This window comes from Porphyrobacter sp. THAI-01a, from assembly GCF_056868655.1.
Genome location: NZ_CP180579.1, coordinates 2832198 through 2851034, shown reverse-complemented (window position 1 = coordinate 2851034; position 18837 = coordinate 2832198). Strand labels below are relative to the sequence as shown.

Sequence of the window (18837 nt, the reverse complement as noted above, 5' to 3'; positions counted from 1 at the left end):
CGAGCAGGCGCGTTAACCTGCTTTAACCTGCTTGGTGGGTGGCGCCGCGCCGGGCGGACGGGTGTAGGGGAAGTGCCGTTTGTAACGGTTGATTGGTTCTTCCAACAAAAACCATGAGAGCGAAGCGGCCAAAATAGCGAGGCCTCCGCAGACGATGAAGCGGGACCAGCCGTTCTCGGCGAAACCCGGCACGTCGGGGAACAGCGTCAGCACCGCCCACAGGACGAAGAAATGGTAGAGGTAGATGCCGTAGCTGATCCGGCCGATGAAGCGTATCTGGCGATTGGCGAGCACCCGTCCGATCGGACCACGGAACCCGTCGACTGCGCCGTTGACGGCATAGAGCAGCACCGGCACCAGCAACACCTCGCGCGCAGCCCACTGCGCCCACAGCCCAAGCGCGCCGGAAGGTTCGCTGACATAGGCGACGCAGTATCCCGCGAGGCTCAGCGCGGCAACGAACCCGAGGCGGCCGCTGATTGGCACCTTGTCCTCGGCGCGATACGCCGCCAGTAGCGCGCCTGCGCCCAACGCATCGAGCGCCGCGGGGGGGAGCAGATCGCGGGTGATCGACGGCTCCAGCGTTATCGGCAGGAAGGCCCTATAGGCGATCGACAACGCGATCGCCGCCCAACACACCGCCTTCAAGCGCCGTGCGGGCGTCAGAAAGATGATCAGCGGCCACAGCGCGTAGAACTGCTCCTCGATGCTAAGGCTCCAGGTGTGGCCCATGATCCACGGGTTCCACTCGTCGCGGATCGCGTAGAGGAAGTTTGAGAGGAAGGTCACGTACCACTTGAGGGTGCCGATCTCGGTGACCGCGCCGACCACGAAGACCGCGAGCACGAGAAGGAGGTAGGCCGGCGCAATGCGCAGCACGCGGCGTGTGTAGAAGGCCGCGAGCGCCGTCTTCAGTCGGAAGTCGTCACTTCGGGCAACGTTGATGAGGATGCGGCTGATCAGGAATCCGCTGAGGACGAAGAACAACCGAACGCCCTGATGTCCGGCGAGTGAATGCTCGGCCAGAAAATGCGCGTAGAGCACGCCGCCCACTGCCAAGGTGCGCAAGCCGTCGAGCTGCACGTCGTGCGTTGTTGGGCCCGCCAGCAATCCTGCTACCTGCTTCGGAAGAGAGGCGTAACGTTAGCCTTGCCTGCGCAATGTTTTCATACCTCATGTTAGCGGATGCATGTTGAACCGGCGCGCTTGCGGCTAGGCACGAATCCCGCAGAAATCCGAGAGCGCAGTTCGGGCGTTAGACAGTTCAACCATTTGAGGAAACGAGATTGTCGATGTCCTTGCGGGGCATCCAGCCACCTTCCCGATCCCGATGTCGCCCGCGAAACACACTGTAACCCAAGGTATTGCGGGTCCGAGAGGGGGCCACTAGGGGTCAAGCATGACCGAAAAAGATTTGACCGACCGCAAGTTCTATCGTGCGGGCGAGGAGACCCGCTTTGCCGAGGGCGCGCCCGAGCGCACCCCGCAGACCGCCCACCCGGCCTACAAGCTCGCCTTCCGCGACACCGATTTCCTGCTGCGCGACGAGCTGCGCCCCGTGCGCTTCCAGCTCGAGCTGCTGAAGCCCGAGATGCTCCTCGACGAGGCGCGGGTCGGCTCGACGCTGGTGATGTACGGCTCGGCCCGCATTCCGAGCCCGGCGCAGGCCGAGGCGCTGGTCGAGGCCGCGAAGAACGGCTCGGAATATGAGCAGACGGTCGCCGCCCGCCTCGCCGCGAAGGCGAAATACTACGATGAGGCTTATGCCCTCGCCCGGCTCGTGAGCGAGAAGGGCATCATCGAGAACGGCCTTCGCCAGTTCGTCGTCACCACCGGGGGCGGCCCCTCGATCATGGAGGCGGGTAACCGCGGGGCTTCGGACGCGGGTTCGGAATCGATCGGGCTCAACATCGTGCTGCCCCACGAACAGGCGCCCAACCCCTACGTGACGCCCTACTTGAGCTTCCAGTTCCACTACTTCGCGCTGCGCAAGATGCACTTCCTGTTGCGCGCCCGGGCGGTGGCGGTGTTCCCCGGCGGCTTCGGGACCTTCGACGAGTTCTTCGAGCTCGTCACCCTGATCCAGACCGGAAAGATGAAGCCGATGCCGATCATCCTGTTCGGCAAGGAGTTCTGGAACCGCGTCATCGATTTCGAGGCGCTGGCCGAGGAAGGCACGATTTCGAAGAGCGACCTCGACCTGTTCACCTGGGTCGAGACGGCCGAGGAGGCCTGGGCCTGCATCGCCGAATTCTACGAGATCAGGGACCCTTCGCCCGAGGCCTGAGGCCGCACCGCCTGATGCCCCAGCGGCCCGCTCCCCGCGCCGAAGCCGGGGGCGGCTTCGATGGCGGCAAAGACGAAGCGGCGGGCCTGCGCCACCGCCCCGGCAAGGCTCTCGCCCCGCCCGAGCAGCGTCGCGATGGCTGACGACAGGGTGCAGCCGGTGCCGTGGGTGTGCACCGTGTCGATCCGGGCGTGATCGAAGGCGACGGGAGCCTCGCCCGGGACGATCAGCACGTCGGTGATGGTCGCGCCCTCGGCGTGGCCGCCCTTCGCGAGCACCGCCGCGCCGGTCCGGCGTGCCAATTCCTCGGCGGCCTCGACCATCGCCTCCCGGGTCGGCAGGGGATGGCCTGCGAGGTGCGCGAGTTCGGGGAGGTTGGGGGTGATCAGCGCCGCGCGCGGGAAGAGCATCTCGCGCAGGGCCGCGACCGCATCCGGCCCCGCCAGCGCCGCGCCCGAGGTCGCGATCATCACCGGATCGAGCACGACCGGCGCGGCAAGGCCCTCGAGCGCGTGCGCGACGGCGGCGATGACCCCGGGCGAGGCCAGCATCCCGATCTTGACCGCGTCCACTCCGATATCGTCAACGCATGAGGCGATCTGGCGCGCCACCATGTCGGGCGCGATCGCCGCGACCCCCTGCACGCCCACGGTGTTCTGCGCAGTGATCGCGGTGATCGCGGTCATGGCATAGCCGCCGAGCATGGTGATCGTCTTGATGTCGGCCTGAATCCCCGCCCCGCCCGAGGAATCGGACCCGGCGATGGCGAGGATGCGGGCGGGGTGCGCGCTGGTCATGCGCGGGCCATAGCAAGCCCGCGCAAGGGCGGGGACCCCTTTCGCGCCCGGCCGCTCACCCGCGCGCGTTCAGGCCTATTCGCACAGCCCCGCGGCGCGCTCGGCGAGGCCCTTGAGCCCCTTGCACTTGGGCTTGCGCGGCTTGGCGGGTTCTTCGCTGCCTGTCGCGCGCTCGCCCATGCCGCCCATCATGTCCTCCATGCCCGGGATCAGCATGGTCGAGGAGCGGAAGCGCACCCGCGCGATCCATTCGGGATTCCACGGCTTGCGGGTGTCGGCGGGGCGCGGGGGAAAAGCGAAATCGGCCTGCGGGCCATAGGCCTGGAGCGAGATCATCAGCCCCTCGCCGCTCGCCTTGATGACCTCGGCAGGAACGGTGCAGTCGCGCTGTTCGGGCGGCATCACCGTGCCCGCGGCAATCAGCTTTCGTACCCCTGCGGGCGAGATCCAGTCCCACAGCGGCCCGCCGAAGGCCTGCTCCTTCGAGGAGGCCCACCACACCATCTCGGTCGGGGCATCGCCTCTCCCCGCATCTTTCGCGCCCATCGCCCAGGCGTAATAGCCCGTCGCCTTCTCGAGCCCGCCCCACGACAGCCGGCTGCCGCCGCCGGGTGCGGCTGCGGTGCGCGCCTCGAGCGGGGGCATGAAGTCCTCGGCGAGGTTGAAGGATATCTCCTTGGCGTAATTCGCGGTGATCCGGTGCGCGCCGAGCAGCGAGGCATTGGCGGGGACTGTCTTGCCGTCGCTATCGTTGGGCCAGCGGGTGTAGGTGGCGCTGTTGGAGACCCTGACCTGCCAGTCTTCGGGCAGGTCGACACCTGACATGAACAGGCCTGGCGGGATCTGGCCCTTGGCCATCTTCGCGAAGTCGATCACCACCGGCTGGCCCTTGGGCGCGTGTTCGCCGCAGCCCCAGAACAGCAGCAGGCGGCCCTTGGGCATCTGCACCTCGCCCTGCATCCCGCCCGGCTCCCGCGTGAGCGGCAGCAGGCGCACCGATGGACCGAGCCCGGCGAGCTTTGGCATGAAGTGGTCGGCCTGCGGCTTGGGCGCCGTCGTGGAGGCGCCGTGGTGCAGATCGAGCGTGCGCACCGCCTGCGGGGGACGGCCGCTCATCATCCCCATCACCGCGCCCAGCCCGCCGCCGCCTCCGCCGGCCATCGCCCCCATGCCGCTCATGGTGGCGGCATCCATCGCGTAGCGCACCGGCGCGGGCGCAGCGGTTTGCGAGAGCGCCGTGGCCGAGAGCAGCGCCGCCGCGCTCCCCAATCCGCCCAGCAGCATCAGACCCGGCACAGACAGTCGCATGGTGATTCTCCCCCTCAAGGAGCCACCAGCATAACACGACCGTGCCGGTCAGCCCTTGTATTTGCGCGTCGTGGAGGGCGGATACTTTGCGTGCAGCGCCCGTGCGCGGGTCGGGCGGTCCATCAGCTCGCCCCCGCAATTGGGGCAGCGGTCGTCGAGATCCTCGGCGCACTCGGCGCAGAAGGTGCATTCGAACGAGCAGATGAAGGCGCCCGGCGCATCGGCGGGGAGCAGCACGCCGCAGGTCTCGCAGTCGGGGCGCATCTCGAGCATCGGATCAGCCTTTCAATTCACGTTCGTGCTGAGCTTGTCGAAGCACCGCATTTTCTTCTCTTCCGCTTTCCCGAAAGAAGGGCGGCCCTTCGCCAAGCTCAGGGCGAACGGGCATGGTCTTACACCGCCGCCCTGACGGCTTCGCAGATGGTGTCGACCACCTGTTCGACCTGGCGCTGGTCGTCGCCCTCGGCCATCACCCGGATCACCGGTTCGGTGCCCGAGGGGCGGATCACGAGGCGGCCCTTGCCCGCCAGCGCGCCCTCGGCCTCGGCGATCACCGCCTTGACCGCCGCGTTCTCAAGCGGCTTGCCGCCCTCGTAGCGCACGTTCTTGAGCAGCTGCGGCACCGGGTCGAAGACGTGGAGCAGCTCGCTCGCCGGCTTGCCCGAGCGCACGAGGCTTGCCAGCACCCGCAGCGCCGCCACGGTGCCGTCGCCCGTGGTGCCGTAATCGAGCAGGATCATGTGGCCCGACTGCTCGCCGCCGACGTTGTATCCGCCCGCCTTCATCGCCTCGAGCACGTAGCGGTCGCCGACCTTGGCGCGCACCAGATCGAGCCCGCGGCCCGCCAGATAGCGTTCGAGCCCGAGATTGCTCATCACCGTCGCCACGATCCCGCCGCCGCGCAGGCTCCCGCGCTCGTGCATCCGCCCGGCGATCAGCGCCATGATCTGGTCGCCGTCGACCGCGCGGCCCTTCTCGTCGACCACGATCAGCCGGTCGGCATCGCCGTCGAGGGCGATGCCGATGTCGGCGCCTTCCTCGACCACCTTGGCCTGGAGCGCGGCGATCGCGGTCGAGCCGACGCCGTCGTTGATGTTGGTGCCATTGGGCGAGACCCCGAGCGTCACCACGTCCGCGCCCAGCTCCCAGATCGCCGAAGGGGCGACCTGATAGGCCGCGCCGTGGGCGCAATCGACCACCACCTTGAGGCCGTCGAAACGGATTTCGCTCGCCACCGACTGCTTGACCGCGTGGATGTAGCGCCCCCGCGCATCCTCGATCCGCCGCGCGCGGCCGATCTTCTCGGCAGGCGCTAGGGGGATGTCAGTTTCCATCAGCCGCTCGATCTCGGCCTCGGCCTCGTCCGAGAGCTTGAACCCGTCCGGTCCGAACAGCTTGATGCCGTTGTCGGCATAGGGGTTGTGGCTGGCCGAGATCATCACGCCGAGATCGGCGCGCATCTCGCGGGTGAGGAGCGCGATGGCGGGCGTGGGCAGGGGGCCGGTCATGATCACGTCGATCCCGACGCTGGTGAAGCCCGCCACCAGCGCGCTCTCCATCATGTAGCCCGACAGGCGGGTGTCCTTGCCGATCACCACCCGGTGCCGGTGCCCCCCACGCACGAAATGGCGACCAGCCGCCTGCCCGACCTTCATCGCGGTCAGCGCGGTCATCGCCCCCGAATTCGTGCGTCCCCGGATTCCGTCGGTACCGAACAGCTTGCGTGCCATGATCGCGGCCTTGCCCCAAAAGATTGTCTCGTGCTTCTGGCGCGGTTATCGCGCCAAGGGAAGGGCGAGGCGCCCGCTTAAGGACACTTCATTGCTGGAAAACGACAGGACGCAGCCCGACGCATCGGGGCAGGGCAAGTTCGCGCTGGTTTCGATCCGCCTGCCGGTGGCGCTGACCTTCGCCGCTCTGGTCGGCGGGCTGCTGGCCGGCATCCTCGGCGCGATGGCGGGCGCGCCCGCTGCCGTGGCCGAGATCGCCGCGCTGATCGGCGGATTGTGGCTGCGCGCGCTGCAGATGACGATCATCCCGCTGGTCGCCGCGCTGCTGGTGCTCGGCCTCGTCCAGATGATCTTCGCTGCCCGGGTCGGCACGGTGGCGCGGCGGATGCTGGCGATCCTCGTCGCCGCGCAGCTCGCCGGCGCGACCTTCGCGACCATCGCCATGCCCGCGCTGCTGCGCGCCTTCCCGGTGCCCGCCGGGGCCGAGGCCTTCCTCGCGCAGACCCCCGCCGATGTGGGCGAGGTGCCCGCGGTGCTCGATTTCCTCGCCTCGCTCGTCTCGCCCAACATCGTCGCCGCCGCCGCCGAGACAGCGATGCTGCCGCTGACGCTGTTCTTCGTGATGTTCGCGGTCGCCATCACCCGCCTGCCGCTCGATCAGGGCGAACGGCTGACAGGCTTCTTCCACGCGCTTGGCAATGCGATGCTGCTGATCATCGGCTGGGTGCTCACCGCCGCGCCCGTCGGGGTCTTCGCGCTGGCCTATGGCGTGGGCATCCAGAGCGGGAGCGGGGTGTTCGCCGCCCTCGGGCACTATGTCGTGACTGTCACGCTGATGGGCACCTTCGTGCTGGCGCTGGCCTATGGCGTGGCGGTGCTGGGCGGCGGGATCGGCCTCATGCGCTTTGCCAAGGCGATGCTGCCCGCACAGGCGGTGGCGCTCTCGACCCAGTCCTCGCTCGCCAGCCTGCCGGCGATGCTCGACAGCGCCGGGCGACTTGGGCTGCGCGCCTCGACCGCCGAATTCGTCCTGCCGCTCGCCGTGGTGGTGTTCCGCGCGACCAGTGCGGCGATGAACCTGGCCGTGGTCTATTACGTGGCAGCACTCGCCGGGGTGGAGGTGCCGCCGACGGTCGCCGTCGCCGGGATCCTGATCGCCAGCGTCATCAGCCTCAGCGCCGTCAGCCTGCCCGGTTCGATCAGCTTCGTCGTCTCGATCGGGCCCATTGCCCTTGCGATGGGCGTGCCGGTCGAGCCGCTCGCGCTGCTGGTCGCGGTCGAGATGCTGCCCGACCTGATGCGCACATTGGGCAATGTCACCATGAATGTTGCTGTCACAAGCGCGGTTGACCGCAGCGCGCAAACCGGAGAGAGCGCGGCGACTTGAAGGTGCAACCCTTCACGCTCATCTGCGTTGGGACATCGTAACCGTCGAAATTCACCACACGACCCTGGAGGATACCATGGCTTTCGCACTTTCCCCGCTGCCCTATGCCGACACCGCGCTCGAGCCGGCCATCTCGGCCGAGACGCTGTCGTTCCACCACGGCAAGCACCACCAGACCTATGTCGACAAGATGAACGCGGCGATTGCCGGCACCGAGCACGAATCGAAGTCGCTCGAGGAAATCGTCGCCGCCTCGCGGGGCACCAACCAGGGCCTGTTCAACAACTCGGCCCAGACCTGGAACCACGCCTTCTACTGGCATTCGATGGCGCCCTCGACCACCGAAGCCTCGCCCGAACTCGCCGCCAAGATCGACGAGGCCTTCGGTTCGGTCGATGCCCTGAAGCAGCAGCTCAAGGACCGCGGCGTCGGCCACTTCGCGTCCGGCTGGGTGTGGCTGGCCGAGAAGGACGGCAAGCTGAGCATCGAGGAAACCCACGATGCCGACACGCTCGCCGACAGCGGCTTCAACCCGCTGCTGGTGCTCGACGTGTGGGAGCACGCCTACTACCTCGATCACCAGAACAAGCGCCCGAGCTATCTCGACGCGGTGGTCGAGAACAAGCTCAACTGGGCCTTCGCCAGCGAAAACCTCGCGCGCGGGACGGTGTGGACCTACGCCTGATCTTTTCGCAGGTTAGCGAGTGAGGAAGGCCCGGGGCGGAAACGCCTCGGGCCTTTCTGCTGTTAAGGGGATCAACCCCGCGAACGCACCCCGTTCCCCGCCGCGACCTCGTCGAGCTCCTCGAGGATCGCGGCATGGGCGACATCGTCGTCGGTCGAGCGGCGCGGGATGCTGCCGTTGGCGAGCATCTCGGTCAGCGCGGCGCGGGCGCGGCCGACGCGGCTCTTGATCGTGCCGACCGCACATCCGCAGATCGCCGCCGCCTCCTCGTAGGAGAAGCCCCCTGCGCCGACCAGCAGCAGCGCCTCTCGCCGTTCGGCCGGCAGCGTCAGCAGCGCGCGGTGGAGGTCCGAGAGGTGGATCGGCTCCTCCTGCCCGGCGGGCGCCGTCAGAATGCGTTCGGCGACGCCCTCGTCATACTCGCCGCGGAAGCGGTTGCGGCGCATGTCGGTGAGGTAGGCGTTCCTCAGGATCACGAAGGTCCAGGCGCGCATCGAGGTGCCCGGCTCGAACCGGTCCTGCGCCGCCCAGGCCTTGAGCAGGGTTTCCTGCACCAGATCGTCCGCAAGGTCGGGCCGGCCGCACAGCCCGCGGGCGAAGGCGCGCAGGTGGGGCACGACCTCGGTCAGCTCGCGCTTGAAATCGCGCTTGTCGCCCGCCGAAAGCGTTCCGCCGGGCTCCCCCCCTTGGCTCATTGGCCGGTGTCCCGGTCATCGCGCGAGCCGCCTCGGTCACCCGTCTTGCCGCGGGTGGGAGGGATTGCGTCGAGCCGGTCGAGCAGGTCCTTGAAGCTGTCGGGCAGCGCCTCTTCGACCACCGAATCATAGAGCTGTTTCAACCCGTCGGCCCATTCGGGCGCGCGCCGGGTGGCGTCACCGCCGCCGCTGCTGCCGCTGCCCTGTCTGTGATTCGAGGCCATTGCTCGGTCTTGTCCCTGATCCCGTGTCCCGGCCTCCCATCGAGGCCGATGCCGCTCCCGCGGGGTCGTGACTTGCCTGCCTGTGGCGCGCCGCCCGAACCCCCGCGAAGCCGAGTTTGGACGATTCGGGAACGATGCGCTACCTGTTTGGTTCCGCCAGCGGTCCGAACGTCCCGTTCGGGGCCAAGGCTCGCTCAGGACAGGCCCGTCATCGAACCGCTCGCGCTCAGCCCCCACACCGATCCGGCCGCCCCGCCGCCGCCGGCCTCGAGCGGGCGGGCGCGCCGCTGGCTGGTGCTCTATCCGCGCGCCGTGCCGCTGCTGATCTTCCTCGCGCTCGCGGCGATCACCGCGCTCAGCGTCTTCGCCATCGAGAGCAACGCCCGCGCCCGCGAACGCGCGGTCATGCGCGAATATGCCCAAGGCGTCGCCGCCGCGCTCGACCGCAGCGGGGCGGGCTTCACTTCCTACCTGCGTGCCGGCGCGGCGCTGTTCGCCAGCGTCGATGAAGTGAGCCCGGCGACCTTCGACAGCTTCGTGCGCGCCTTGAAGCTCAACACCGAATATTCGGGCGCGGAAGGGATCGGCTGGATCCCGGTGATCGAGGCGCGCGATCTCGACGCCTTTCTAGCCCGCACCCGCGCCAGCCAGCCCGCCTATCCGGAAATCTTCCCCGCCCCCGCCAGCACCACCAGTCGGGTCGCCCCGGTGGCGATGTTCGCGCCGGAGACCGCCTTGAACCGCCGGGCGCTGGGCTACGACATGTATTCCGACGCCGCCCGCGCCGCCGCGATGGCCGAGGCCGAGCTGACGCTGCGCCCGGCCGCCTCGGGCCGCATCGTGCTGCGCCAGGAGACCAGCGGCACCGCGCCGGCCTTCGCGATCTACATGCCGGTGTTCCGGATGGGTCCGGGCGAGGAGGACCGGCGGCTGACCGGCTTCGTCTACACCCCCTTCCGCGCCCGCGAATTCCTCGATGCCGCGATCGACCGCGAGGGGCAGGGGCGCTTCGGCGTCAGGCTCTACGACGGCGAGGTGTCGACCGGGCACCTGCTCGTCGCCCATTCGATCGGCGGCGCTTCGGGCGAGACCGCCCAGCAGGAAGTCACTATCGCCGACCGCAAGCTGATGCTGGTGATCGAGCGGGCCGGCACGCAGGTGCTTTCCCCGCTGTCGATGCTGACGCTCGTGTTCGGGCTGGCACTGGCGAGCCTGCTGATGCTGCTCGCCCGGCTGCTCACCCAGCAGGCCTTCGAGGACCAGGCGCGGCTGGCCTTCTTCGAGGAGCAGCACTCGATCAGGAACTCGCTCACGCGCGAACTCAATCACCGGGTCAAGAACACGCTCGCCAACGTGCTCTCGATCCTCTCGCTGACCCGCCGCCGGGCGAGCGGGCTCGACGATTTCGCGGACTCGCTCGAAGGCCGCATCCGCGCGCTTTCGGCCACGCATGACCTGCTCACCGTGACCGACTGGGGCACGACCCCGATCCGCGCGGTGATCGAGGCGGAGCTCCAGCACTTCCGGGCGGTGCTCGACGATGCGATCCTGCTGGACGGGCCGGAGCTCGAACTGGCGCCCAACGATGCGCTGTCCTTCGGCCTTGCGGTGCACGAGCTTGCCACCAATGCCGCCAAATACGGGGCGCTGAGCGTGCCCGGGGGGAAGGTCACGATCCGCTGGCAGCGCGGAGGTGTGCCCGGGGCCGAGACAGAATGGGCCGAGGTCGAATGGCAGGAGACCGGCGGTCCGCCGGTGGCCGCCCATCGCCGCCGCGGCTTCGGCACCGAGTTGATCGAGAAGGTCGTCGCGCACGAACTGCGCCAGCCGGTGACGCTCGACTTCGCACCCTCGGGGGTGCGCTGCGTGCTGCGCGTGCCGGTGCGCCGCCCGGCGGATTTCCGGATCAGGGAGAAAGAAGCGGACCGGCGGGTGGTGAAGCCTTAGTTTTTGGCCACCTTCGGTGACGCAGACCGCCCGCCCCGCCTCCCCCCCCGGCCACCAATAGTACCACTATGTTATGGTGGCCGGGTGGGGAGGCGGGGCGGGGGGTCTGCATCGCGCGTGAGCGCGATCCCGTTACAAGGGCCTGGTCGACCCGAAGAACAGCGCCTGGCTGATCGCCGCGCGCACCGTCGCCTCCTGGAAGGGCTTGGTGACGAGGTAGGTCGGCTCCGGCCGGTCGCCGGTCAGCAGGCGTTCGGGATAGGCGGTGATGAAGATCACCGGCATGCTGCCCACGCCCAGGATGTCGTCGACCGCATCGAGGCCCGAGGAGCCGTCGGCGAGCTGGATGTCGGCGAGCACCAGCCCGGGCATCGCCTCGGCGACGGCGGCGCGTGCCTGGGTGCGGGTGGCGGCGGTGCCGCTGACCGTGTGGCCGAGGCCGGTGACGAGGTCTTCGAGCTGCATCGCGATCAGCGGCTCGTCCTCGATGATGAGGACGCTGGTGGACTGCTCGCGCTCGATCTCGGCGATCGCCTCGGCCACCAGTGCCTCGATCTCGGCAGGGGTGCGCTCGAGGATCGCGGCGGCTTCATCGGTGGTGAAATCCTCGAGCGTCGTCAGCAGCAGCGCCTGGCGCGCGGGCGGCGTGATGACCCCGAGGCGCGCCTGCGCGCCGGCCTCGTGCTCGCTGGTCGGCGCGCCGGTCGCGGCCCCGCCCGAGGCGCTCGACCACACCTTGCCGAAGGCGCGGTAGAGCGGCACCCGCCCGCCCGCGAGGCTCGCCTTCAGGTCCTCGTCGGCGAGCACGGCCTCGAGCATCTCGCGCACGAAGGCGTCGCCGCTGGTCTGCGATCCGGTGAGCGCGCGGGCATAGCGGCGCAGGAAGGGCAGGTTGGCCGCGATCTGGCTTCCGAGCGACATGAGGTTCCTTTCGCGAGTCTGGCAAGACGGTCGATTCGGCCATAGCCGTTCCCCGCCCTGCCGTCGCCCCCATCCGGCAAGCGGCTGGAATCGCGCTTCTTCTACGCAGTATTGCGAGGGGCGAAAAAATTTTCGGAAGGCCGGGAACCGCTCTCGGGTCCGATCATTATAGGTCTGTCACCGCCGAGACCCCCCTCCCGTCCAAGCGGCTGGTGATACGATCCCGAAAGGCCTCCGTTGTTATCGCAACGGAGGCCTTTTTTCATTTCGAGCCAACTTCGGTGGCGCAGACCCCCGCCCCGCCTCCCCACCCGGCCACCAACGATACCATCAGGCTATGGTGGCCGGGTGGGGAGGCGATGCAGACCAGATCCATCAACCCAGCCGCTTCTCGTAGATCGCATATTCGCGATTTATCGTGCTCTGGATCGTGTCGGCGATCGCAACCATTCCCTGGTTGTCCTCGAGGATCCAGCCGATCTCGCCGCGCGTGGACTGGAACTTGCCGTTCGCCTCCAGCCGGATCGCCTCGATCATCATGAAGGCGAGCTGGCTGGCCAGCCGGGAATTGTGGAGCTCCTTCAGCACCCCCATCAGCGGCACCCGCATCCCTGCGCCCTTCGGATGGCGCAGCCAGCGAAGCATGGTGATCCAGCCGAAGGGGAAGAGCTTGCCCCTGATCTTCGCCAGCGCGTCGTTGACGTCGGGCCAGGTCAGCATGAAGGCGACCGGGCGGCCATCCACCTCGGCAATCATGTTGAGTTCCTCGAAGATCAGCGGGCGCAGCTTCTTGCCGGCATAGGCCACTTCGGCCGGCGTGAAGGGGACGAAGCCCCAGTTGTCCGACCAGGCATCGTTGAGGATGTCGAGGATCGTCGCCACCTCCGCGTCCCAATCCTTCTTGCGCACCCGCCGCACGTTGATCCGCGCATTCTTCTGCCCCGATTGCACGATGCGCTGCACCAAGGGGGGGAAGGGCTTGGTGATGTCGAGATCGTAGGTGTAGAGCGTCTTGGCGCGGGTAAAGCCCGCCGCCTCGATCCAGCCTGCGTAATGCGCTGGATGGTGCCCCATCATCAGCATCGGGGCGTGATCCTGCCCCTTCACCAGCAGACCGGGCTCCTCCCATACCGACAGAGAGATCGGGCCGAGCACCCGCGTCATCCCCTCGCCTGCCAGCCACGCCTCGGCGGCGGCGAGCAGGGCGCGGGCCACGGCCTCGTCCTCGGCGTCGAAATAGCCGAAGAAGCCGGTGCCCGGGCCGAAGCCCTGTTCGGGCGGCATGGCGAGCGCGAGTTCGTCGATATGGGCCGAAATGCGCCCGACCGGCACGCCCGCGCGCGAAGCGATGAACAGCTGTACGCGGGCGTGGCCGAAGAAGGGGTTCTTGTCCGGATCGACCAATTCGAGCTGTTCCGAGCGGATCTGCGGCACGAAATGCGGCAGCCGGTCCGAAAAGGCGCGCCCCAGGTCGACGAAGGCCGCCCGCTGGTCCTTGCCGGCGACCGGTTCGATCCTTATCTCTGCCGCACTGGCCGCCACATCTGTCACGCCCCGGTCCTCGTAGTTTGTTCTGGGTCAAGGTGTCTGTGTCCCGCCCGCGTCAATGACGCAAGGCTGTCGATCACTGTCACCAACAACCCGCGTTTGGCTTGCACCCCGATTTCGGGTAGGGCGGCCGCAGGATTTGCACCGAAATGACCCCGGATCTCTCTTTGCACCCGACCATCGATCCTGCCCGATCGGACCTGCGCGAACCGGCGCCGCGGGCGACCCGCGCGGCCTTCATGGCCGAGGACGACAAGGCGATGCTGCGCGCCGCGCGTGACCTGACGAAGGGGCTGGGCGAGGCGAAGCCGGGCATCTACTGGCCCGACATGCTGGTCTCGGCAGGCGTCGGCTATGCCGCGATTGCGGCGGCGATCCTGTCGCAGAGCCTTGCGGTGCAGATCGCCGCCGGCCTCGTCGCGGCGCTGGCGCTCTACCGTGCGCTGATGTTCATCCATGAGCTGACCCATATCCACCGCGACGCCCTGCCGGGCTTCCGCACGGGCTGGAACCTGCTCGTCGGCATCCCGCTGCTGACGCCCTCCTTCATGTACGAGGGCGTGCACACCATCCACCACAAGCGCACGCAATACGGCACGCCCGAGGACCCCGAATACCTCCCGCTGGCGCTGATGAAGCCGTGGAGCCTGCCGCTGTTCGTGCTCGTCGCGATCCTCGCGCCGGTGGCGCTGATCATCCGCGCGGCGGTGCTTGTGCCGCTGGGGGCGCTGATCCCGGCGGTCCGCACCTTCACCTGGGAGCGGTTCTCGGCGCTCTCGATCAATCCCGATTTCCGCCGCCGGCCGCCCGAAGGCGACTTCGTGGGGCGGGTGCGCTGGCAGGAGGCAGGCGTCTTCGTCTGGTCGTGGGCGCTGATCGGCAGCACCTTCGTGATCGGCTGGCAGCCGCTTGCCATCGCGCTGGCGATCCTCTCGCTGACGGCGGTGCTCAACCAGCTGCGCACCCTCGTCGCGCACCTGTGGGAGAACGAGGGCGAGCCGATGACGGTGACCGCGCAATTCCTCGATTCCGTCAACGTACCCCCGCCGGGGATCGCCGCGGAGATCTGGGCGCCGGTCGGCCTGCGCTATCACGCGCTCCACCACCTGATGCCCTCGATGCCCTATCACGACCTGCCCGAAGCCCACCGCCGTCTGGCGCGCGAGCTGGGGACCGGATCGACCTACGAAGGCGCCAACCATCCCGGGATGCTGGTGCTGGTCGGTCGGATCGCGAAGAGCACGATGGGGAAGAAGGCGGCCTAGGCCCGCGCCCCACTCAATCCAGAAAGCAGATCATCGCGCAGCGCCGGTCGGCGGGCAGGCCGTCCTCGACCTCGTTCGCCAGTTCGCCTGCGAGGCGCGGGTGCGCATCGAGCGCGGTGACCTCCTCGAAGCCGAGCCGGGCGTAGAACGGGGCGTTCCACGCCAGATCGCGGAAGGTGGTGAGGGTCAGTGCCCTGAAGCCGGTGTTGCGCGCGTCGATCATCGCAGCGCGCACAAGCCCCGATCCGATCCCGCGCCGCTGGAAGACGGGCGCGACATCCATTTCCCAGACGTGCAATTCCCGGCTGAAGGGCTGGGCGACGAGGAAGCCCGCCATCGTCTCGCCGGAATGGGCGACGAGGCTATGGCCCCTCCGGATCAGGCGGGCATAATCGGCTTCGGTGCGGGTGCGGGCCGGGTCGATCGACGCTTCGCCCGCAAAGGCGATGGCGGCTGCCCGCTCGATCGCGGGCATGGCAGCGGCGTCTTCGGGACGGGCCAGCCGGAGCGACCAGTCCTTCACTCCTCGGTCCGGATCAGCACCGTCTCGCCGACCAGAAGGAACAGCAGGAACGGCGCCCAGGCGGCAAGGAAGGGCGGGTAGCCGCCGAAGCTGCCCATCGCCAGCGCGGCGTTGTCGACCACGAAATAGGCAAAGCCCAGCGCCATGCCGATGATCGCGCGCACGAACAGCTGGCCCGAGCGCGCAAGACCGAAGGCGGCGACTGAACCAAGCAGCGGCATGAGCAGCGCCGAGAGCGGCCCGGAAAGGCGGTGCCACCACTTGGCGCGCATCTCGTCGGTGTTGCGCCCGGCCGCCTCGTAGGCATCGATGCTCTCGCGCAGCTCCCAGAAGCTCTGCGCGTCGGCGTCGACCGATTGCAGCATGATCCGCTCGGGGCTGAGGTTCTCGCCGACCACCATCGCCGCAGGGCGATCGGTGACGGCGCCGGCGACATCGAACTTCACCGGGTTCTCGAGCCTCCAGCCCGGCGCGGCGAAGGTCGCGCGTGGGCTGCGGACCTGTTCGCGGATGATCCCCCCAGGGGTGCGGGCATACCAGGTGACGCCGGTGAGGACGATCTGCTCGCCCGCCCCGGCGAGCGTCGCGGCGGCGAGGATGTGGTCGCCGTCGGTGAGGTAGATGTTCGAGCGCATTCCGCCCCCGGCCCCGTCGCCCGCCGCCTCGGGGATCGGACCGTATTCGGCCGCCTGCCACGCCTTCAGCGTCGCGTTGGCGCGGGTGACGATCCGCTCGTTGAAGCCGAAGCTCACCGCCGACACCACCGCTGCGGTGAGCAGCAGCGGGGCGAGCACCTGATGCGCAGAAAGGCCGGCCGCCTTCATCGCCACCACTTCGGAATTCTGGTTCAGCGTGACCAGCGTGATCAGCGTCGCCAGCAGCACGGAATAGGGCAGAAAACGCGCCGCCAGCTGGGGCGCGCGCAGCGAGGCATATTGCAGGATTTCGGCCTGCCCGTTGCCGGGGGCGGCGAGGATGTCGCCGGTCTCGGACAGGAGGTCGAGCGCCAGCAGCACCAGCACCAGCATCACCAGCACGGCGAGGATGCGCACCACGAAGAGCTTCGCCAGATAGAGCGTCAGCGTGCGCGAGGGGAAGAAATCGAGCTGCATCCTTGCGTGCCTACTCCGCCGGAGCAGCCTCTGCCGCCGGATCGTCCGGGAGGCGCCACGCGCGCGGCTGGCGGCGGGCGAAGAGCTTGCCGATACGCTTGGAGAGCTTGGCGAAGGCCATCTCCAGTGCCCCGATCGCCTGCCCGCCGGGGACATAGGCGACGCGGTAATACATCCACAGGATCAGCCCTGCGAAGAGCACGAAGGGCACCCAGAAGGCGAGAACCGGATCGAGCCGGCCGATCGCGGCGACGTCCTCGCCGTACTGGTTCACCTTGTGATAGGCGACCACCATCACGATCGAGACGAAGACGCCCAGCGCGCTGGTCGATCGCTTGGGCGGGATCGCCAGCGCCACCGCCAGCAGCGGCATCAGGAACATCATCACGATTTCGACCAGCCGGAAGTTGAAGCTGGCGACGCTGGCATCGCGCGCGTCGGGGGCGCTGTCGCGGCTCCAGCCGATGCGGAGCAGTTCGGGCAGGATGTATTCGCGCGTCTCGTCGCCGCGGGCGCGGAACTTCTCGATGGCGGGCAGATCGATCGGCAGGTCGTGGCGGCTGAAGCTCAGCACCCGCGGGGTCTGGCCCTTCATCCCCGTGTCCTGGATGATCGTGCCCTCGGTCAGGCGCAGGATGATCGTGTCGGGATTGTCGCGGGTGGCGAGGAAGGCGCCCTCGCGCGCCGAGATCGACAGCACCTGCCCCTTTGCGTTGGCGACCCGGGCGAAGATGCCGACCAGCCGGCGCCCCTCGTCCTCGCTTTCCTCGATGCGCAGCGCCATGCGGTCGGCGAGGGTGGTGAACTCGCCCACCTTGATCGAGGCCCCGAGCGCGCCCGAGCGCAGCTCATATTCCATCTGCTCGTAGTAGTAGCGGCTGATCGGCTGGATGTAGAACACCAGCGCGACATTGACCGCGACCAGCACCAGCGTGATCGCATAGGGCATGCGTAGCAGCCGGTTGTACGACAGGCCGACCGCGCGCATCGTGTCGAGCTCGGACGAGGTGGCGAGCTTCCTGAACGCCAGCAGCACGCCGAGCAGGAGGCCGAGCGGGATCGCGAGGCTCGCATATTCCGGGATCAGCGCGCCCAGCATCTTGAAGACCACGCCCACCGGCCCACCCTCGACTGCGACGAAATCAAACAGGCGTAGCATCTTGTCGAGCATCAGGAGGCTCGCGGCGAGCGCGAAGACGCCCAGCATCGGGACGATCGTCAGCCGCAGGATGTAGCGGTCGATGCTGGGGAGGAAGTTCGGCAAGCTCGGTTCCGTCGATTGCGCGCGGGCGGGAATGCCCTAGCCGCTTCGCGCGCGCGCGTCATGTCCCCAATTGCTGCGGCGTGCGCGCCTTGCGCCGGAGCCTCACCAGAAGCGGCTGCCGGGAATGCCCTTGAAGGGCCCGGCCTCGCGGCGGGTGATCCACCCGCCGTAGAAGCTGCCTGGCTGGGGCGTGACCTCTTCGCCGTCGACCGTCACGTTGTCGAAGGGCGCGGCGTAGAAAGCGATATGGCCGGCGATGCTCGCGAAGGCCGGCGTGGGCGAGGGGTAGGACCAGCCGGCGGCGGCGATCCGCTCGCGGCCGATCACCACGTCCCAATAGGCTGCCTGCCCCTTCCATTCGCACAGCGAGCGCGCCGGATTGTGCACGAGGTGTGCCATCGCGATGTCGGCTGGCGGCAGGTAGTAGGTCGGCGGGTGCGAGGTTTCGAGCGTGCGCCACGCGGCGCGGGTGTCGGCCAGCACCACGCCCTTGTGGACGATGCGGATATGGCGCGGCGTCCTTTCGGCGATGGCGGGGCGGGGGTAGTTCCAGACGCTTTCCTGGCCCGGCAGCACCGGATCGGGCTGCGGGTGGTGCGCCTGCCTCACGCCTTCTCGAGCGTGCACTGGAGCGGGTGCTGGTTCTGCCGGGCGAAGTCCATCACCTGGTTCACCTTGGTCTCGGCGACCTCGTAGGTGAAGATCCCGCACACCCCCACGCCGCGCTGGTGGACGTGGAGCATGACGCGGGTTGCCTGTTCCAGATCCATGCTGAAGAAGCGCTTCAGGACCAGCACCACGAATTCCATCGGGGTGTAGTCGTCGTTCAGCATCAGCACCTTATACTGGCTGGGCTTCTTGGGCTTGGCGCGGGTCTTGGTGGCGATGCCGACCTGGCCCTGCCCGCCGCCCTCCTTGCCGCCCTCGTCATCCTCGGCCGCGCGCACAGGCACGGCCTGCGGCACGGTCAGCACGCCGGCAGCGGCGCGGTCGGAGAGGGCGGGGATGCGCATAGGCCTCCATTATGGGATTCGCCGGCCGAGGTGCAAGCGGTTGCTTGGATTTGTTTGGTCGGGTGCGGCGCACAGAAAAAGGCCGGCCAGACGCTGGTCTGGCCGGCCTTGCGCCTTGCGGCGCGCTCTCG

Annotated in this window: 19 protein-coding genes; 5 read left to right on the top strand and 14 right to left on the bottom strand. The window is 68.3% G+C overall.

All coding sequences use genetic code 11. The features are described 5' to 3' along the window. Positions 1-12: 12 nt before the first annotated feature. Positions 13-1083, bottom strand: coding sequence for an acyltransferase family protein (locus ACMX37_RS13705; protein WP_483146462.1), 1071 nt, complete (start codon positions 1081-1083; stop codon positions 13-15). A gap of 316 nt (positions 1084-1399) precedes the next feature. Between ACMX37_RS13705 and ACMX37_RS13700 the strand changes: the two genes are divergently transcribed. Then, entirely contained in the window at positions 1400-2287 is an 888-nt protein-coding gene (locus ACMX37_RS13700; RefSeq protein ID WP_483146461.1) for an LOG family protein, read from the top strand. Here ACMX37_RS13700 and thiD read toward each other — a convergent pair. The 4 genes from thiD to glmM all read right to left on the bottom strand — a co-directional run bounded on the left by thiD (position 2254) and on the right by glmM (position 6122). After that, positions 2254-3084: a bifunctional hydroxymethylpyrimidine kinase/phosphomethylpyrimidine kinase gene (gene thiD / locus ACMX37_RS13695; protein ID WP_483146460.1), complete on the bottom strand. Its 831-nt coding sequence runs from the start codon at positions 3082-3084 to the stop codon at positions 2254-2256. The genes ACMX37_RS13700 and thiD overlap by 34 nt on opposite strands. Positions 3085-3159: 75 nt before the next feature. After that, positions 3160-4392, bottom strand: a complete 1233-nt coding sequence (locus tag ACMX37_RS13690) for a hypothetical protein (RefSeq protein WP_483146459.1) — start codon at positions 4390-4392, stop codon at positions 3160-3162. A 48-nt stretch (positions 4393-4440) separates the two neighbouring features. Beyond that, the gene (locus tag ACMX37_RS13685) at positions 4441-4665 is read right to left on the bottom strand and encodes a DUF1272 domain-containing protein (RefSeq protein ID WP_483146458.1); all 225 of its coding nucleotides are present in this window, start codon (positions 4663-4665) and stop codon (positions 4441-4443) included. Positions 4666-4784: 119 nt separating this feature from the next. Next, positions 4785-6122, bottom strand: coding sequence for a phosphoglucosamine mutase (glmM, locus tag ACMX37_RS13680; RefSeq protein ID WP_483146457.1), 1338 nt, complete (start codon positions 6120-6122; stop codon positions 4785-4787). 94 nt (positions 6123-6216) lie between these two features. Here glmM and ACMX37_RS13675 point away from each other — a divergent pair, with 94 nt between their 5' ends. After that, the gene (locus ACMX37_RS13675) at positions 6217-7509 is read left to right on the top strand and encodes a dicarboxylate/amino acid:cation symporter (protein ID WP_483148412.1); all 1293 of its coding nucleotides are present in this window, start codon (positions 6217-6219) and stop codon (positions 7507-7509) included. A gap of 76 nt (positions 7510-7585) precedes the next feature. Then, positions 7586-8194 carry a superoxide dismutase gene (locus ACMX37_RS13670; protein WP_483146456.1) on the top strand — a complete coding sequence of 203 codons (609 nt, stop codon included), beginning with the start codon at positions 7586-7588 and terminating at the stop codon, positions 8192-8194. 71 nt (positions 8195-8265) lie between these two features. Here the strand turns inward: ACMX37_RS13670 and ACMX37_RS13665 are convergent, their stop codons facing one another. Beyond that, positions 8266-8889: a sigma-70 family RNA polymerase sigma factor gene (locus ACMX37_RS13665; RefSeq protein WP_483146455.1), complete on the bottom strand. Its 624-nt coding sequence runs from the start codon at positions 8887-8889 to the stop codon at positions 8266-8268. Beyond that, on the bottom strand, positions 8886-9113 hold the full coding sequence (locus tag ACMX37_RS13660; RefSeq protein WP_483146454.1) for a NepR family anti-sigma factor: 228 nt from the start codon (positions 9111-9113) through the stop codon (positions 8886-8888). The genes ACMX37_RS13665 and ACMX37_RS13660 overlap by 4 nt, the downstream gene beginning before the upstream one ends. Before the next feature lie 147 nt (positions 9114-9260). Between ACMX37_RS13660 and ACMX37_RS13655 the strand changes: the two genes are divergently transcribed. After that, positions 9261-11060, top strand: coding sequence for a CHASE domain-containing protein (locus ACMX37_RS13655; protein WP_483146453.1), 1800 nt, complete (start codon positions 9261-9263; stop codon positions 11058-11060). 132 nt (positions 11061-11192) lie between these two features. On the opposite strand, the gene ACMX37_RS13650 is transcribed toward ACMX37_RS13655, so the two are convergent. Further along, complete coding sequence (locus ACMX37_RS13650; protein WP_483146452.1) at positions 11193-11981, bottom strand: response regulator; 789 nt, start codon at positions 11979-11981, stop codon at positions 11193-11195. A gap of 375 nt (positions 11982-12356) precedes the next feature. After that, positions 12357-13532: an N-acetyltransferase gene (locus ACMX37_RS13645; protein WP_483146451.1), complete on the bottom strand. Its 1176-nt coding sequence runs from the start codon at positions 13530-13532 to the stop codon at positions 12357-12359. Between the two features lie 146 nt (positions 13533-13678). Here ACMX37_RS13645 and ACMX37_RS13640 point away from each other — a divergent pair, with 146 nt between their 5' ends. Further along, a complete protein-coding gene (locus ACMX37_RS13640) occupies positions 13679-14794 on the top strand; it encodes a fatty acid desaturase family protein (protein WP_483146450.1) in 1116 nt (371 codons plus the stop codon). A 13-nt stretch (positions 14795-14807) separates the two neighbouring features. Here the strand turns inward: ACMX37_RS13640 and ACMX37_RS13635 are convergent, their stop codons facing one another. The 5 genes from ACMX37_RS13635 to clpS all read right to left on the bottom strand — a co-directional run bounded on the left by ACMX37_RS13635 (position 14808) and on the right by clpS (position 18706). Further along, positions 14808-15317, bottom strand: coding sequence for a GNAT family N-acetyltransferase (locus ACMX37_RS13635; RefSeq protein WP_483146449.1), 510 nt, complete (start codon positions 15315-15317; stop codon positions 14808-14810). Beyond that, positions 15314-16429, bottom strand: a complete 1116-nt coding sequence (lptG, locus tag ACMX37_RS13630) for an LPS export ABC transporter permease LptG (protein WP_483146448.1) — start codon at positions 16427-16429, stop codon at positions 15314-15316. The genes ACMX37_RS13635 and lptG overlap by 4 nt, the downstream gene beginning before the upstream one ends. Positions 16430-16439: 10 nt before the next feature. Then, complete coding sequence (locus ACMX37_RS13625; RefSeq protein ID WP_483146447.1) at positions 16440-17693, bottom strand: LptF/LptG family permease; 1254 nt, start codon at positions 17691-17693, stop codon at positions 16440-16442. A gap of 102 nt (positions 17694-17795) precedes the next feature. Continuing rightward, positions 17796-18302 carry a DUF427 domain-containing protein gene (locus tag ACMX37_RS13620; RefSeq protein ID WP_483146446.1) on the bottom strand — a complete coding sequence of 169 codons (507 nt, stop codon included), beginning with the start codon at positions 18300-18302 and terminating at the stop codon, positions 17796-17798. Further along, positions 18299-18706, bottom strand: coding sequence for an ATP-dependent Clp protease adapter ClpS (clpS, locus tag ACMX37_RS13615; RefSeq protein WP_483146445.1), 408 nt, complete (start codon positions 18704-18706; stop codon positions 18299-18301). Before clpS ends, ACMX37_RS13620 begins: the two co-directional genes overlap by 4 nt. Positions 18707-18837 lie beyond the last annotated feature (131 nt).